Origin of the sequence: Nocardia sp. NPDC019395 (assembly GCF_040632335.1) — a bacterium.
GTDB lineage: Bacteria > Actinomycetota > Actinomycetes > Mycobacteriales > Mycobacteriaceae > Nocardia.
The window spans coordinates 246,668-261,686 of record NZ_JBEYBT010000003.1; the positions used below are offsets into that span (position 1 = coordinate 246,668).

The 15,019-nt window shown below is 69.8% G+C and carries 13 protein-coding genes; 2 read left to right on the forward strand and 11 right to left on the reverse strand.

Features of this window, described 5'->3' with window-relative positions; genetic code table 11:
• Nucleotides 1-221 precede the first annotated feature (221 nt).
• Nucleotides 222-2,153, reverse strand: a complete 1,932-nt coding sequence (pknB, locus tag ABZ827_RS12100) for a Stk1 family PASTA domain-containing Ser/Thr kinase (RefSeq protein ID WP_357236220.1) — start codon at nucleotides 2,151-2,153, stop codon at nucleotides 222-224.
• Nucleotides 2,154-2,278: 125 nt separating this feature from the next.
• Here pknB and ABZ827_RS12105 point away from each other — a divergent pair, with 125 nt between their 5' ends.
• Nucleotides 2,279-2,647, forward strand: a complete 369-nt coding sequence (locus ABZ827_RS12105) for an Rv2175c family DNA-binding protein (protein ID WP_357236222.1) — start codon at nucleotides 2,279-2,281, stop codon at nucleotides 2,645-2,647.
• 21 nt (nucleotides 2,648-2,668) lie between these two features.
• Here the strand turns inward: ABZ827_RS12105 and ABZ827_RS12110 are convergent, their stop codons facing one another.
• The 4 genes from ABZ827_RS12110 to ABZ827_RS12125 form a co-directional block, all read right to left on the reverse strand.
• A complete protein-coding gene (locus ABZ827_RS12110) occupies nucleotides 2,669-3,658 on the reverse strand; it encodes a phytoene/squalene synthase family protein (protein ID WP_357236631.1) in 990 nt (329 codons plus the stop codon).
• Between the two features lie 98 nt (nucleotides 3,659-3,756).
• Nucleotides 3,757-5,436: an alpha-(1->6)-mannopyranosyltransferase A gene (locus tag ABZ827_RS12115; RefSeq protein WP_357236223.1), complete on the reverse strand. Its 1,680-nt coding sequence runs from the start codon at nucleotides 5,434-5,436 to the stop codon at nucleotides 3,757-3,759.
• Between the two features lie 58 nt (nucleotides 5,437-5,494).
• The gene (gene crtI / locus ABZ827_RS12120; RefSeq protein WP_357236225.1) at nucleotides 5,495-7,093 is read right to left on the reverse strand and encodes a phytoene desaturase family protein; all 1,599 of its coding nucleotides are present in this window, start codon (nucleotides 7,091-7,093) and stop codon (nucleotides 5,495-5,497) included.
• Nucleotides 7,090-8,175 (reverse strand): polyprenyl synthetase family protein, encoded by a 1,086-nt coding sequence (locus ABZ827_RS12125; RefSeq protein WP_357236633.1) that lies wholly within the window; start codon nucleotides 8,173-8,175, stop codon nucleotides 7,090-7,092. The genes crtI and ABZ827_RS12125 overlap by 4 nt, the downstream gene beginning before the upstream one ends.
• Nucleotides 8,176-8,504: 329 nt before the next feature.
• On the opposite strand from ABZ827_RS12125, the gene ABZ827_RS12130 reads away from it, so the two are divergent.
• On the forward strand, nucleotides 8,505-9,422 hold the full coding sequence (locus tag ABZ827_RS12130; protein WP_357236635.1) for a methylenetetrahydrofolate reductase: 918 nt from the start codon (nucleotides 8,505-8,507) through the stop codon (nucleotides 9,420-9,422).
• 89 nt (nucleotides 9,423-9,511) lie between these two features.
• Here ABZ827_RS12130 and ABZ827_RS12135 read toward each other — a convergent pair whose 3' ends face one another.
• The 6 genes from ABZ827_RS12135 to ABZ827_RS12160 all read right to left on the reverse strand — a co-directional run bounded on the left by ABZ827_RS12135 (nucleotide 9,512) and on the right by ABZ827_RS12160 (nucleotide 14,988).
• Nucleotides 9,512-9,871 (reverse strand): hypothetical protein, encoded by a 360-nt coding sequence (locus ABZ827_RS12135; protein ID WP_357236226.1) that lies wholly within the window; start codon nucleotides 9,869-9,871, stop codon nucleotides 9,512-9,514.
• 100 nt (nucleotides 9,872-9,971) lie between these two features.
• Nucleotides 9,972-11,102 carry a glycosyltransferase gene (locus tag ABZ827_RS12140; RefSeq protein ID WP_357236637.1) on the reverse strand — a complete coding sequence of 377 codons (1,131 nt, stop codon included), beginning with the start codon at nucleotides 11,100-11,102 and terminating at the stop codon, nucleotides 9,972-9,974.
• 77 nt (nucleotides 11,103-11,179) lie between these two features.
• Nucleotides 11,180-11,956 (reverse strand): DUF3153 domain-containing protein, encoded by a 777-nt coding sequence (locus ABZ827_RS12145; protein WP_357236228.1) that lies wholly within the window; start codon nucleotides 11,954-11,956, stop codon nucleotides 11,180-11,182.
• Nucleotides 11,957-11,972: 16 nt separating this feature from the next.
• On the reverse strand, nucleotides 11,973-12,788 hold the full coding sequence (locus ABZ827_RS12150) for a carotenoid biosynthesis protein (protein ID WP_357236639.1): 816 nt from the start codon (nucleotides 12,786-12,788) through the stop codon (nucleotides 11,973-11,975).
• Between the two features lie 23 nt (nucleotides 12,789-12,811).
• Nucleotides 12,812-14,377, reverse strand: a complete 1,566-nt coding sequence (locus ABZ827_RS12155) for an NAD(P)/FAD-dependent oxidoreductase (protein WP_357236229.1) — start codon at nucleotides 14,375-14,377, stop codon at nucleotides 12,812-12,814.
• Nucleotides 14,374-14,988 carry an N-acetyltransferase gene (locus tag ABZ827_RS12160; protein ID WP_357236230.1) on the reverse strand — a complete coding sequence of 205 codons (615 nt, stop codon included), beginning with the start codon at nucleotides 14,986-14,988 and terminating at the stop codon, nucleotides 14,374-14,376. Before ABZ827_RS12160 ends, ABZ827_RS12155 begins: the two co-directional genes overlap by 4 nt.
• Nucleotides 14,989-15,019: the final 31 nt, after the last annotated feature.

Below are 15,019 nucleotides of genomic sequence, written 5' to 3' on the forward strand. Positions count from 1 at the left end.
CGCAGCGACCGATCGCCGGGAGTGAAGAACGAGACCAAGGGGGCCCCGAACCCGCGGCGCCGGAGGCGACGCCAAAAAACACAGAACCTTGACGGACTGTCCTGCTTGTCACCTTGGCGGCTCGTCCTGCTCGTCACCGTCGCGGTTCTGTCCCGCCCGCCCCTGCTGCAACCTGTCCCTCACCGTCGCGAACAACCGCGCCGAGCACACGGCGTCGAGATTCACGGTATGGCGACCACCGAGACCGCCGCGCCGGTTTCGACATTGGCATTCGCCGCCGGATTCTGTGATACCACGACCGAGGAATCGAGCGGCGCGAACTGCCGCACCTCGACCTGCAGGCCGAGCCCCTCCAGAATCCTCCGGGCCTCCGAGACCGATTTTCCGACCACCGAGGGCATGGTCACCGCCTCACAGACCACCAGGGTGACCGAGGATCCCGCGTCGACAGTGGTCCCGACGCCGGGTTCGGTGCCGATAACCCGCCCGACCTCGACCAACTTGTCGTAGGCGGGCCGTTCACCCGCGACCGTGAGGCCGAGGCTCTCGAGTTTCTTCCGCGCTTGGTCGGGCGTATCGGCCCGCAGATCCGGCAGTTGAACCGGTTTCGATCCGTTGCTCTTCCAGACCTGGACGTGGGCGCCCGCCGGGAGCACCGTGCCGGGTGCGGGATCCACCCGGGCGAGAGTTCCCTCGGGGGCGGTGCTGGCGACCTCGCCGGCGTCGACAGGCTGCAATCCTTGATCGCGGATCAGGCCCTGGACCTCGTCCCAGTCGTCGCCGGGGGAGAGGGCGGGCACCTCGGGTTTACCGCTGGACACCAGGATGTCTACGGCGGACCCCTTCGTTTCCCTGGCGCCCGGGCCCGGATCGGTGCCGACGACACCGCCTTCGGGCACGGTATCGGAGGCTTTGTCGCGGGTTCCGGTTTCGAATCCGGCGTCCTGGAGTTCCGCGGTCGCCTGTTCGACTGTCATACCGGCGACCGACGGAACAGTGTTGTAACGGCCCATCCCGAGCCACCAGCCGCCGATACCGACCAGGAGGGTCAGCACCACGACGGCCGCCGTCCAGATCATCCCGTTACGGCGTTTACCGGCGCGATTCTCCTGATAGGAGCTGTACTGGGTGGGGCGCTGCGGCGGGATATAGGCGGGCGGTGGCGCGTCGGTGCGCGGCCGGGCAGCGGTCACCATCCGGGTCGCATGTGGTCCCGGCGCCGCGACGGGGTCCGGTGCGGGGCGGGAGACCGGGTGCCGGGAGCTGGTGTGCTCGGCCGATTCCTGGGGCGCCGGAACCCGGTAGGCGGGCAGATTCAGGCGTTCGGCGACGGCCCGCAGTTCGGCCACCATTTCGCCGGCATCGGCGAACCGGTGCCCGGGTTCGCGGGCGGTGGCGCGGGCCACGAGATCGTCGAATTCGGGCGGTACCCCGGCGATGAGCCCACTGGGGCTCGGCACATCGTTCTCCACCCGCTGATAGGCCACCGACAACGAGTTGTCGCCGGTGAACGGGACCTTGCCGGTGAGCAGCTCGAAGATCAGGATCCCGAAGGCGTACACATCGCTGCGGGCGTCCGCGCTTCCGCTGGTCACCTGTTCGGGCGAGAGGTAGGCGGCGGTACCCAGGATGACGCTGGCGGACGTCGTGTTGGCGGCGGCGACCGCCCGGACGAGGCCGAAGTCGGCGATTTTCACGTCCCCGGCGTCGGAGATGAGGACGTTCTCCGGTTTCACATCGCGATGCACCAGCCCGGCCGCGTGCGCGACGCCGATCGCGGCCAGCACCGGTTCGGCGACCGCACGTACCGCGTGCGGTGGCATCGGCCCGCGCTCACGCAGTAGTTCACGCAGTGTCCCGCCCTGGACCAGTTCCATCACCAGGAACGGATACTCACCGTCTATGCCCTGGTCGTACACCTCGACCAGGGACGGGTGTTTGAGCCCGGCCACCGCGCGGGCCTCGAATTCGAACCGGCTCAGGAACTGCGGGTCACCGGCGAATCTGGGGTCCATCACCTTGATGGCGACCGGACGGCCCAGCCGGGTGTCCACACCCCGGAACACCATCGACATCCCGCCCCTGGCGATCGGCGCGTCGATCCGGTAGCGCCGGTCGAGCACGGCGCCGATCAATTGTCCTCCGGCTGTCACGAACCTCTCCACCTTCGTACCGTGTCCACACGGTGACCGCCCCACGCGGCTCCCACGATGTTATCGGCCGAACAGGTGCGGGTGTCTCACCGCGGTCGGGCGGACAACGTCTACCGTTATCTCCCGTGAGTGCCTTTCCTTGTAGTGCCGACGTCCTGCCCGCTTCGGTACCACTGCTCTCGTTACCCGATGTCGCCAAGAACCTGGGTGTTGTGGTGACCCGGGTCCATCAGATGCTGCGGGACAATCAGCTGCTCGCGATCCGCCGCGACGGTGTCGTATGGGTTCCGGAGATCTTTTTCGACGATACGGGCGCGGTGCTGAAATCGCTGCCGGGCCTGATCACGGTGATGCGCGACGCGAAGTACACCGACGAGGAGATCCTGGAGTGGATCTTCACCGACGACGACACGCTGCCGGGTAAACCGGTGGAGGCCCTGCACGGGCCACTGGCCCGCGAAGTTCTCCGCCGCGCCGCCGCAGACCCGTTCTGAGTCTTTTGGCGCGCCTCGGTCTCAGTGGGGAGTGCTCGGTGGGCGCTCGCCGAGTAATGCGGCGCCCGCGGCGAGGCGCAGGCGGCGATGGTTCGGTACGACCGCGCGCCGGGCGAACACGTCGTAGCCGTTCTCCTCGATGCGATCCAGGATGGCCGCGTAGACGGCGGCCGCGGTGCGGATACCGGGGCGTACGCGCGGGCTGAGCAGTTCGATACCGGGGTGGGCGCCGCGGTACAGGTCCCGGTTGATCGCGATGAGGTGTCTCAGCGCGCGGCGGACCCGCTGGTCCGTGTGGCGCGTGCGATGGCAGTGCGCGAGGAGTTGTTCGTCGACTCCGAACGCGGCGAGCTCGTCGGCCGGCAGGTAGATCCGGTCGCGGTCGAGATCCTCGCCGATATCGCGCAGGAAGTTGGTGAGCTGGAAAGCATTGCCGAGAGCTGCCGCCGCGGGTTCGGCCGCTGCGCGGGGGCCGGTCGTGCCCAGGACCGGTAGCAGTTGCAGGCCGATGGCCGCGGCCGAACCACGCATGTACTCGTACAGGGCGGTCATGCTCGGATAGCGGTTCCGGAACAGTGGTGAATCGGCCGCGTCCATGCGCATGGAGTCCAGGAAGAGCCAGAAATGGCGGGGGTCGATGGCGAACCGGGCGACCGTATCGGTGAGTGCGAGGACGATCTCGTCGAATCCGGTGGGCAGCGAGGCCGGACGGCCGGTCCCGATCGGGGGGTTCTCGCCCGGCGGTGACCAGGCGGTGCGCAGCGCGTACTCCACGGAGTCCAGCACTGCGGCGGGGCCGGGATCGGACGGTGTGCGCCCCGGGAGATCGACGATATCGTCCACCATGCGTGCGAAGGCGTAGAGCGCGTGTACGGCGGGGCGTTGCTCGGCGGACAGCAGCCGAGTCGCCAGGTAATAGGTGCGCCCGTGGGCGGCGGCCGTCCTGCGGCACCGGAGGTATGCCCGGCGCAGGGTGCCGGGATCGGCACAGCGGTTCGTGCCGGCGGATATGAGCGTGCTGTCGTCGTGCGGCGTCTCGGGGCGGGCAGGAGGGGTAGCTGTGCAGCCGGGAGTGCGTCGAGCGGCGATCTCGGTACCCTGCTCGCCTGTCACGGTCCGGGGACCGTGGGCGCGGTGATCCGGTGCGGTGCTCCGCGCAACCGCAGCGGGTCCACCGTACGCAGCGAGAGCGCGGCGACGACGGAAGCGAATGTCGCGGCGGCGACGTGCCAGAAGTTGTAGAGCCCGATCGACCCGTCCGGCTGGAAAACCAGCATCAGCCAGGTACACACTCCGACCAGTGTCATCAGCGTGGTGGTCGACAGCGCGAAACCGGCGGCCAGGGCCAGCGGCCACGAGTAGTACCAGGGCAGCGCCGCCGGGGACAGGATGACGATCGCGACGAAAGCGATCAGGATCCCGAGCACCGCGTCCCGTTCGGTGAGTTTGAACTTCCACCAGGTCCAGACCAGCAGCACCAGCAGTGCGAGCATGCACAGCATCCGGGTCACTTCGAGCGACGAGTCCAGGCCGAACGGGGTGATCCAGGTGGTGGCGTGCGCTATGACCGTCGGCATGGACAGCCAGTTGATGATCTTCTGCGACCCCGACAGCGCGGTGAGCCAGCCGATCCCGACGCCGGCGATCGCCGAGGCCGCCGCGAACACCACGGCGAACACGGCCAAGCCGAGCGACGCGATCTTGACGAACATCTTCCAGTGATGCGCCAGGAATTCCCGGCTGCTCGTCCCGAGCGCCGCCCGCTGGCCGTCCTCGGCGCGCCGGTCACGTTCGTGCAGCATCCAGATCCAGACGAGGAACGGTAGCGCCACCCCCGCGGTCGCCTTGATCGCGACCCCGATCGCCACCACCACGATCCCCGCGACATGGTGACGCTCCAGGACCAGCGCGATCCCCGCGCACATCAGGCCGACCATCAGCATTTCGTTGTGCACGCCGCCGATCAGGTGGATCAGTACCAGCGGGTTGAGCACGGCCAGCCACAGCGCGACCGTGGGCTTGCCGCCGAGGTGTTTGGTCAGATACGGCACCGCCCACATCATCAGCACCAGTCCGGGCAGCATGACGAACCGCATCGCGATGGTGCCGCTCACCACGTTATCGCCGGTGACCGCGGTGATCGCGCGGCCCATCAGCAGGAACACCGGGCCGTAGGGGGCGGTGGTGGTGGTCCAGACGGTGCTCACATTGTCGAGCAGGACTCCGGGGTTGGCCACCGGCCCCACCTGGTACGGATCGAAACCGTCCCGCAGCAGCGCGCCCTGGGCGAGGTAGGAGTAGGCGTCCCGGCTGAACATCGGCACCGCGAACATCAGCGGCGCGATCCAGATACCGACGATCGCGCGCAACTCGTTGAGGCGGACATCGCCGGTGTGACCACCGAATCCCAGCGTGATACGACCCAGCCGCACCCAGGCGGCCACCATCATCAGCACCCCGGCCCAGACGCAGATCATCGATAGCGCGTACCCGTGGCCGAACCGCAGCCAGGACAGGTGGACCGCCTCGAGCAGCGGGTCTCGTTTGCGCACACTACCGGCGCCGAAGCCGCCGAAGGTGATCATGATCGCCCCGGTGAAGCCGAGCAGCGCCGCATGCCCCTCCGGGCTGCGCAGGAAATCGGCGCAGAACCGCAGCCAGCCCAGCAGTCCGGGCGCGAATCCGGCCCGGCCGGCGGCACGCGCGTGGGTGGGCGTGGCCGGCGTGGGTACGTCGGTATCGGGGATCTGAACCGCGGTGGCTGTGGTGTGCATATAGGGGGCTGGCATCAGGTGTCGGTCCCCCCGGGTGGTCGGCGGTCGCAACCGCAGGCGAATAGGTCGGCGATCAGTTTACGGCTTCCCTCCGGGATGTCCGCCGGACGGTGGCGGGGGCGCGCGTCCGGGCCCTGCGATTCTCGCCCAGAATGCGTTGTGCCGCGAGTTTTCCGGACAGCAGCGCGGTCGGAACACCGACCCCGGGCGTAGTTCCGCAACCTGCCAGGACCACGTTCTCGCTGCCGCGCGGGAGGTTACGAGACCGGAACGGGCCGGTCTGGCGGAACAGGTGCGCCGCCGAGAAGGGGGTTCCGGCGATCATTCCCCGATCCCGCCACGTTGCGGGCGTGTCGAGATATTCGGCGACGAACTCCGTCGTTATCCGGTGATAACCGCGTTCTTCCAGTACCGCGAGCAGTTCGCGCAGGTACGCGCGTCCCAGCCGGGCCCAATCCAGCGGCGCCGAATCCAGGTTCGGGCACGGCGCGAGCAGTGAGAACGGCTCGTAGCGGATCCCGTCCCGGGTGATGTGGAGACCGGGATCGGTGAGCGCGGGCCGGGTGAGCAGTAGTGACGGATCGCTCATCGGCCGGCTGCCGCGCCGCGCGGTGATCTCGCGGAAGGTCTGCGCCCAGGCGGCGCCGAACTCGATCGTGTGATGTGCCTGCACCGGCCACTGTTCGGCGACGGCGACCGGCACGATCCCGTGCGCGACAACGGCCGAGGGCGAAGCCCGAAGACCGCGGCGCGGCCGCATACCGAACCGGCCGAGCGAGCCGAGATCCGCGGTGAGTACCACCGCGTCACACGGCAGCACCCGGCCGTCGGCCAGCGTGATCTGCCGCGCCCGGCGTGGCCCGCCGCCCGGTGCGTAGTCGATACCGGTGACCTCGGCGCCGAGTTCGAGTCGGCCGCCGGCGGCCGTGAACGCCCCGGCCAAGGTATCGGCGACAGCACGCATCCCGCCGTCGGGGAAATAGACGCCCAGGCCCGTATCCATGAAGGGAATGGCCCCGTACACTCCCAGCGCCTGCGCGGGCGCCATCCCGGCATACAACGCCTGGAAGGTGAACAGCCGGCTCAGCCGTGAATCGCGCAGGGTGCGGGAAACCCGCCGGCCCAGCCGGCCGAAAGCCCCGAGCCGGATCAGGTCGAGCAGAGCGGCCCGTTTCGCCGGAGTCCGGACCAGATCCAGCGGGGAATCGAAATTCGCCGCCAGGAACTCGTCGTATTCGGCGTGGTAGACGCGACCCAGCCAGTCGCGGAGCCGCCGGTAGCGCACGGCCTCGTCCGGTCCGCAGGCCTGCGCCACCTCGGCGCTCATCCGGTCGGGATCGGAGAAGACCCGGATCTCGGACCGGTCGGCGAAGCGGGCGTGATACGCGGGTGCCAGCGGCCGGATCCGCAGCGGGGGCACGGCGGAATCGGTATCCAGGCCGACTGCGGCCAGCGCGTCGTCCACCAATTCGGGGAGGGTGAGGACAGTGGCGCCGGAATCGATCTCGTAATCGTCGAACCGGTAGCGCCCGGCCCGGCCGCCCGGGTGATCGGCGCGCTCCACCAGAGTGACGGAGCAGCCCGCACCGGTCAGATGAAGCGCCGCCGACAACCCGGACAGCCCGGCCCCGACCACGACAACCCGGTCCACCGGGCCTTTCACCGATCTCATGCCGCGCGCCGGGTGGCGGCCGATGCCATCGCCCGCAGACGTTCCTTGGCCTCCGGTGTGGCGGAACTTGCCTCGATGGCGGTCAGGCCTTGGTCGGTGAGCGCGGTGATCCGGGCCTCTACGGCGTCGACCGCGCCCAGCTCGATCAGCAGTTCGCGCAGTTCGCCCACTTGCTCGTCGGAGAGATCGGTGCCGATCGCGGCGCGCAACCGGTCGCCGGCTGCCGGATTCTTGTCAGCCGCGCGCTGCAGGGCCTCGGCGACCAGTACCGTGCGTTTTCCCTCGCGCAGATCGTCACCGGACGGTTTACCGGTGACCTCCGGATTGCCGAACACCCCGAGTAGATCGTCGCGGAGCTGGAAAGCGACCCCGATATCGGTGCCGTAGGCGCGGTAGGCCGCGATGAGGCCGGGGCCGGCGTCGGCCAGAGCGGCTCCGAGATGCAGCGGGCGCTCGACCGTATACGCGGCGGTTTTGTACCGGTTGATCCGCAGCGCCGCGGCCACGGATTCGTCCCCGCTCGCCTCACCGTGCACGTCGAGCAGCTGACCGCCGAGGACCTCGGTGCGCATACCGGCCCAGACCGGGGCGAACCGGGCCAGGGCCGCCGGATCCAGGCCGCTGCCGTGCACCATATCGTCGGCCCAGGCCAAGGCGAGATCGCCGAGCAGGATCGCCACCGATTCGCCGTACTGCGCCGAATCGCCCGCCCAGCCCTGGTAGCGGTGGCGCTGCTCGAAGTCCACATGCACGGTCGGGAAGCGGCGCCGGGTCCGGGAACAGTCGATGATGTCGTCGTGGATCAGTGCGCACGCCTGCACCAGCTCCAGTGCCGCGCAGGCTTGCAGGACGGCCGCGGCGCCGGGGTCCGCCGGATCGCCACCGGCGCCCAGCCAGCCCATCCAGGCGAAGCCGGGCCGGGTGCGTTTACCCCCGCGCAGCACGAACGATTCGAGCGCGCCGACCGCCTCGGTGAAAACGGGACCCAGTTCGGTGACCGAGTTCTCGCGGCCGGCGAAATAAGCGGTGAGCGCTTGTTCGACGGCCGTCGCGAAGGCCGCTGTTCCGGGCACGGCCGTTATAGGACCCGACCGGGTCGGAGTACCGGTTCCGGCGGACAGGATGACCTCCCAAATCGTTGGTTCGCCATGGGCTCCGGGCCGCGGAGGCCGCCCGCGGGGGCCATATCCGGTGGTGTCCATGGCACCCGCCGTCTCGGCGGGACCTGATCGCAGAATACGCGGGGGAGACCGCCGGTCAGGAGCGGAGGGTGCCGGGGCCGGGGAGAGACTCGGGCCGTACCGGAGTGCGGCTTTAGACTGGGCCGGTGACTTTCGACAACGCGCGGGGACTACCGACCCCTGGCCGGCCGTCTCCCACGTCACCGAACGTCTCCGCGACGCCTTCGGTCGTGCAGAGTCTGCGGCAGCACGCCGACGGCGCCGTGCCCTTCTCGGTGGAGTTCTCGCCGCCCCGCGACGAAGCCGGTGAACAGCGGTTATGGCGTACGGTGCGGACCTTCGAGCGGATGCACCCGGCCTTCGTATCGATGACCTACGGCGCCGGCGGCAGCACCCGCGAACGCACGGTTCGGGTCACCGGGCAGCTCGCGGAGGAAACCACTCTGCTGCCGGTCGGGCATCTCACGGCGGTCGATCACAGCGTTGCCGAACTCAGGTCCATCGTCGGTGCCTACGCCGATTCCGGGATCAGCAATATCCTCGTCCTGCGCGGTGACCCGCCGGGTGATCCGCTGGGCGAATGGCATAAACATCCGGACGGGGTGGAGTACGCCGAAGAGCTGGTGCGGATCGTGCGTGACCTCGGTGATTTCCATGTCGGTGTGGCGTCGTTCCCGCAGGGCCATCACCGCTCACCGGACCTCGACCGGGACACCGACTATCTGGCGGCGAAACTGCGTGCGGGCGCGGAGTACTCGATCACCCAGATGTTCTTCGATGTCGACGATTATCTGCGGCTGCGCGACCGGGTCGTCGCCCGGGATCCGGTCGAAGGTGCCAAGCCGATCATTCCGGAGTTGATGCCGATCACCTCGCTGCGCACGGTGGAGCGCGCCGAGCAGCTGTGTGGCCGGCCACTCCCGGAGCGGGTGCTGGACCGGCTGCGCCGCGCCGCGGGATCCGGGCCGGAGGAGGATCGCGCCGCGGTCCGCGCCGCCGGTATCGAGATCGCCACCGAAATGGGGGAGCGGCTGATCGCCGAGGGCGCCCCGTGCCTGCACTTCATCACCCTGAATTTCGCCAAGGCCACCAGTGAAGTGCTGACGAATCTCGGGTACGGGGTGACGGCGGCGCCGCTGAGCGCCTAGGCCCGCCGAGCGCACGGGCAATATCGTCGGCGGCACGGACGACGCCGGCGCACCGGGCCCGGGGGTTCTTCGATTCCGGGACGGTACCGCTAGTCGGCCGGGGCGTGGACGCGGATCGACGTCTGCCCATTTCGGCGGATGATTTCCACTGCGTGCTCGTCGTGCCGCAGGATGATCCCGGGGGCGTCGTCGACCGGGTCGAGGATTTCTATCCCCGCGATTCGGGTGCCGTCGTGATCCAGCCGATCGCCCGGTTTGGCCGCGATGAACACCCGGCCGTCGACAACCCACCAGGTGCCCGGGAGCCCCGGCAACTGTTCGGGTGATTCGCCGATCCAGTGCTGCGCGATCGGATCGGGTCCGGAGTGCGGGCTCCGCAGCCGGGCCGCGTACCGGGTATGCCACTGTGCCCAGTCGGTATCGGCGCTGGGGTAGATGGCGATGGTCATACGAGCCTCCTCGAAACCCGGGCCGGAAGGTCTGTCACCCGTCGAACGGTCCGGGCCGATTCATCATCCGATCCGGTACGTGCGGGCACAAGACCAAGAATCAGCGAGAGTCCAGGTCTGGCCGGGGGTCGAGGACGCGTCCTTTCCAGGTGAGAGCATCGCGGCGCCGGTCGCGGTGTGAGCGGGCCCACAGAGACAAATAGGTGGCGACGGACAGCGGATGGGCCGCCGCCGCCGTCAGGTCACGCCGTACCGGCGGACGTCCGGTTTCCAAGCTCCGTGCCAGCAGCCTCCCGGTGACGGCGGCGGTGTACCCGAGAAACCCCAACCGGCGGAGGCGGCCGCGACCCAGCGTCGCGGCCAGCGGAGGCAGCCAATACGCCCACGCGGCGATAACTCCCACCGCGAGGCCCGCGGGTATCGAACCCCCGTAGGCGGACCAGAGCCAGCGGCGATACCCGGCCGCGAGTTCCTCCGGCCCCCGGTACATCCGGGTCCGGGCCAGCCCGCCGGCTGCCGCCAGTGCGGTGCGGTATCCGGCGCGGCGCAGCGCCCGGGCGATATCGAGGTCCTCGGTAACGCTTCCCGCGACCGCCGTATGCCCGCCGATCGCCTGGTAGGCGGCCGCGTCGAACACCAGGAACTGGCCACACGCCACCACCGTCGACGCCCGGGTACCGCGATCGGCGCACACCACCGGCAGCGTGGACGCCCACGACCAGCACAGCAGCGGCTGTACCAGGCGCTCGGCGCGGGTCCGCGCCTGTTGCTGCGGCCAGGGGGACAGCAGTGCGGAACCCCGGCGCCGCAGCTCCCCGGCCGCGGCGGCGAGCGCGCCGGGAGCGAGGCGGATATCGGCGTCCAGGAAGATCAGTACCCCGGCCCCGGATCCGGTGGTGGCCGCGAGCTGCCGGGCGGTATCGGCGAGTGTCCGGCATGCCGCCGCCTTACCGGTCCAGCCCGGCGGCGGGCCGGCGGTACCGCGCAGCAGAGTGCAGCGAGGGTCGCCGTCGATCGCCTCCCGCGCGCGCTCGGCCGTACCGTCGGCGGAGGCGTCGTCGAATACGAGGATGCGCAGCTTCTCGACCCCGGTCTGGGCGCGCAGATCGGCGATCAGCGGCGGGAGCCGGTCGGCTTCGTCCCGGGCGGGCACACAGACTGTCACCGCTTCGGCGACCGGCGCGGACGTGCGCGGTAGCCGGGGCAGGGTGATCGCGTTCCAGGCGGTCAGTCCCGCGCTGCCGAGGGCGAGGCCGGTGCCCGTGGTCACGACCCGTGCCCGGAGCCGGCGGGCGCGCGCGGTGGACCTCACGCGTTGTTCTTGACCTCACCCCACCAGCGGCGCAGTGAGAAACCGGCCGGGGCGCCCGGTGCGGGCGGATTACGGTCGAGAAAGGCGAGGGCGGCGATAACGGCCGCGACAGCCAGGGTGATACCGCCGACGATACCGGCCCAGCCCGCGAAGGAGCGGGTGTTCGGATCGGCGTAGCCGACCTCGGCCCGGACCGTGCTCACCTCACCGGCAGGCAGCTTCCAGGAGACCACCGAATCCCCTTCCCGGGTGCCGTTGGTCTTGGCGACCCGGGACGGGAACGCCACACTCAACTGCACATCCGAGCCGTGCGGGGCCAGCGTTTCCAGATCGACGCGGCCGTTGAGACTCACCAGATCACCGTTGCGCTGGAACTTCAGCTCGAACAGGCCCTGCGCCTGCTCGGACATCTGCCCGAGCTGTTCGACCTCACCGAAGTTCAGGTCGTCGAAGTAGATCTCGTTGCCGACATACCCGTCCTGGTTGTACGGCTCGATTCGTACCTTCGTGGCCAATGCTTCCGGCGCGGTGAACTGCGGCCCCTTGTCCTCGCTGTTCTCCGGTACGACTGCCGCGACGATCCGGCCCGATACCCGGTCGTTGGACGACAGTCCCATCGAGGCCTGCACCCGCAGGCATCCGGCCAGCGCGGGAACCAGCAGTGCCGCGAGGACAAGGGTTGCCGTCACCCGGGCCCGGAGGCGGCGTGAGCGTGGAACAGGGGCCGGGGAACCGGGTTTTGCGGTAACGGGACTCGAAGTCACGGATGACATGGTGCCAGGCCGGAACTCACCGACGCCATGCGACGGGCCCGGCCGCGTCGCCGTTCCGGGCGCCGACCGGTCCGAAGCCGGTGCGAATCAGCCGGACCAGCAGCGGAACCCCCAGGATGCCGAGTACGACACCGCCGTAGGCCGCCGAGTACGGCAGCCCGAGGAATACCGCGTGCGCCAGCGCGGAACCCAGCCAGGTCCACAGGAACATCAGCACCGGAACCCACACCCGATCGGAGCGCGGGGCGGTCCGGTCCCATCCGGTGAGCGCGACAGCGATGGTGACCGCCACCAGGAACCAGCCGAGATAGTTGGTGGCGGGGATGGTATCGAGCCCCGGAAGTCCCGAGCCGGTGTCGTGCCAGCGCCACTGTCCGTCGGCCACCATCTGGGGGTCCAGGAACAGATCCCAGCCCACCGCGCCCACCGCGGTGGCGGCGATACGCGACACCGGTGCGCGGCACAGCATCCCCGCGACCACCCAGATCGGATACACACCGCCGGTCCATGCGAGGGGCACCACCAGTGGTACCTCGAACAGCGCCGGGCCGAGCCGCCCGATCGCGTAGTCGTACGCACCGAACGGGATCCCGGTGGCCGTGCCCACCGCTTCGGCCGCCAGGCCGATACCGGAGACGATCACCGCGAAACCCGCCGCGTACCGGAGACCGCGGGTCAGTGTCGCGTGCACCAGTGCGGTGCCCGCCGACAGAAGCACCACCGCCACCGTCACGGTATCGCGGGCGGACCCGCTGGTCAGCGGATACGCGATCTGCGCGGCGATGAGCGTCACCAGGCAACCGGCCGGTATCAGCTCACGCGGGTTGTCCAGCCGGATCCGGCGGCCGGCCACGCTCACCGGCGTAACCACTGCCGCCCGCGCCGGCCGTCGCGCAGTACGAGGCTCGCGGCGGTGCGGCCGCTCGCGCCGGATACCCCGCCGCCGGGGTGGGTGGAGGCGCCCGTGAGATACAGCCCCGGCGCACCGGGCACCCGATGACCCGACAGCTCCGGCAGCGGTCGCCACAGCATCATCTGGTCCAGGCTCATCTCGACGTGCATGACGTTGCCGCCACGCAACCCCATCTCCGCTTCCAGATCGACCGGGGTCTGGATATGCCGCCGCAGCACCGACGCCGCGGCACCGGGTGCGTAACGGTCCAGTTCGGCGATGATCCGGTCGGCCTCCGTCTCCGCGTGCGCCGCCCATCGGCTGCCGTCCGCGAGCCGGTAGGGATGCCATTGCGACCACAAGGAGAGCTGATGCTGTCCGGCGGGTGCGATACCGGGATCGAGGGCGCTGAAGCTCATCCCCAGCACCACCGGCCGTGGGGGCAGCCGGCCGCCGAGGGCGTTGCCGTGGGCCAGCCGCAGTTGTTCGCGGCCGGATACCAGCAGTTGCAGACCGGTCGCGGATTCGGCGGTCGTCGCACCCGGGTAGGAGGGGAGTGCGCTGGTAGCGGCCCGGACGACCATGCCGATACCCGGGCCCACCCGGATCCGCCGCTGCCACCCGTCCAGCACTCCGGGGTCGAACCCCCCGGCGCGCAGGAGCTCGAATGTCGTGAGGATATGGGTACCGGCGATCACTGTCGCGGCGTCGTAGTCGCGCCCCGCACCGGTGCGCACGTGCCACCGGTCGCCCCGGCGGGTGAGTTCGGTGACCGGATCGCCGGCCACGATCTCGCCGCCGTCGGCGCGCAGCCGGGCCACCAGTGCTTCGGTCAACGCACCGCTGCCGCCCACCGCGCGGCCCGGTGGGAGGGTGTGCATGAGCGCCGCGAACCCCACCATCGGCGCGGTTCCCGGCTCCGACATCGGCGGCCCCGATTGCGCCCCGAACCATGCCAGTGCCGCTTTGAGCCGCTCGTCGTCGAACCAGCTGTCCAGCAGCGCATCACCGGACTGCAGGAATTCGCGCGACAGCGCGCTTCCGCCGCCGCGGGCGTCCAGACCCCAGAACGAGCGCACCAACCGGCCCGGGGTGGGAGCACCGCCGAACGAACGCATCACGCGGCGCGCTCGGGGTTCCCATTCGCCCGCGAAACGCCGGTAGGCCGCGGCATCACGGTCGCCGCAGGCCGCGGCGACTGATGCGCAGGTTCGGTCGAGGTCGCGGTGGAAGACGATCGGTGCGGCCCCGGTGTCCGGGCATGCGGGTACGAAGGCCCAGGGGTCACAGTCGAGGTAGTGCAGGCCGAACCGGTCCAGCTCCAGCTCTTCGACGATCCCGGTGTGCCGGATCATCAGATGCGCCGACGATCCGCGGTCGACGCGGTGGCCCGGGAAACGTTCGACCGTCGATACCGCGCCGCCCAGCACGACATCACGCTCGAGCACCCGTACAGGTCGGCCCTCCCGGGCCAGGTAGCACGCCGCGACCAGGGCGTTGTGGCCGGAACCGACGATGATCACGCTCACGGCAGCGGTAGCGGCCGGCCGAGGATGCCGAAGCGGCGGTTGTCCCCGGCGAAGACGAAATCCCGTAGCACGTCCTGGAATCCCATCCGCCGGTACAGCCGCCACGCCCGGTTGTCCTCGGCCGACACCTCGGGCGTGGACAGCAGGACCGCGCGTTCGGTCCGGTCGCGAAGGAGCTGCCGGAGCAGGGTCGCGCCGATACCGCGGCCTTGCGCGCTCGGGTGGACATGTAATTCGGTGAGTTCGAAATAGTCGCCCAGCAACCCCTGGGTCGCGGGTTCCGGCCATCCGGTCCGGCGCATACCCGCGTGGACCTGCTGCTGCCACCACTGATGGGGTCCGCCGCGATAGCCGTAGGCGATCGCGACCAGCGGCGAACTGCGCAGGTCGAACATACCGTTGTCCTCGGGCACCACCGCCGCGACAGCCTGCCAGCCGGCGCGATGGGTGTGTTCGGTCCACATCGGCGCCCGATGGTGTTCGGTGCCGCGGGGGTAGTCCATGGCCGCGACGTACACCGCCAGCGCGTCGTGCAACCGGGCACGCAGCGCGGCGACGGAGAGGTCGACTACGACCGGGGCGGGGAGGTGGTTGGACTTGACGGCGGTCATTGCGATATCGGTGGGCTCTTTCGCGGTCGGT

Bases quoted from the DNA above. Each gene is read 5' to 3' on its own strand.
- ABZ827_RS12115 (WP_357236223.1), bottom strand. From the start codon at position 5,436: ATGCCAGCCCCCTATATGCACACCACAGCCACCGCGGTTCAGATCCCC.
- crtI (WP_357236225.1), bottom strand. From the start codon at position 7,093: ATGAGATCGGTGAAAGGCCCGGTGGACCGGGTTGTCGTGGTCGGGGCC.
- ABZ827_RS12135 (WP_357236226.1), bottom strand. From the start codon at position 9,871: ATGACCATCGCCATCTACCCCAGCGCCGATACCGACTGGGCACAGTGG.
- ABZ827_RS12145 (WP_357236228.1), bottom strand. From the start codon at position 11,956: ATGTCATCCGTGACTTCGAGTCCCGTTACCGCAAAACCCGGTTCCCCG.
- ABZ827_RS12160 (WP_357236230.1), bottom strand. From the start codon at position 14,988: ATGACCGCCGTCAAGTCCAACCACCTCCCCGCCCCGGTCGTAGTCGAC.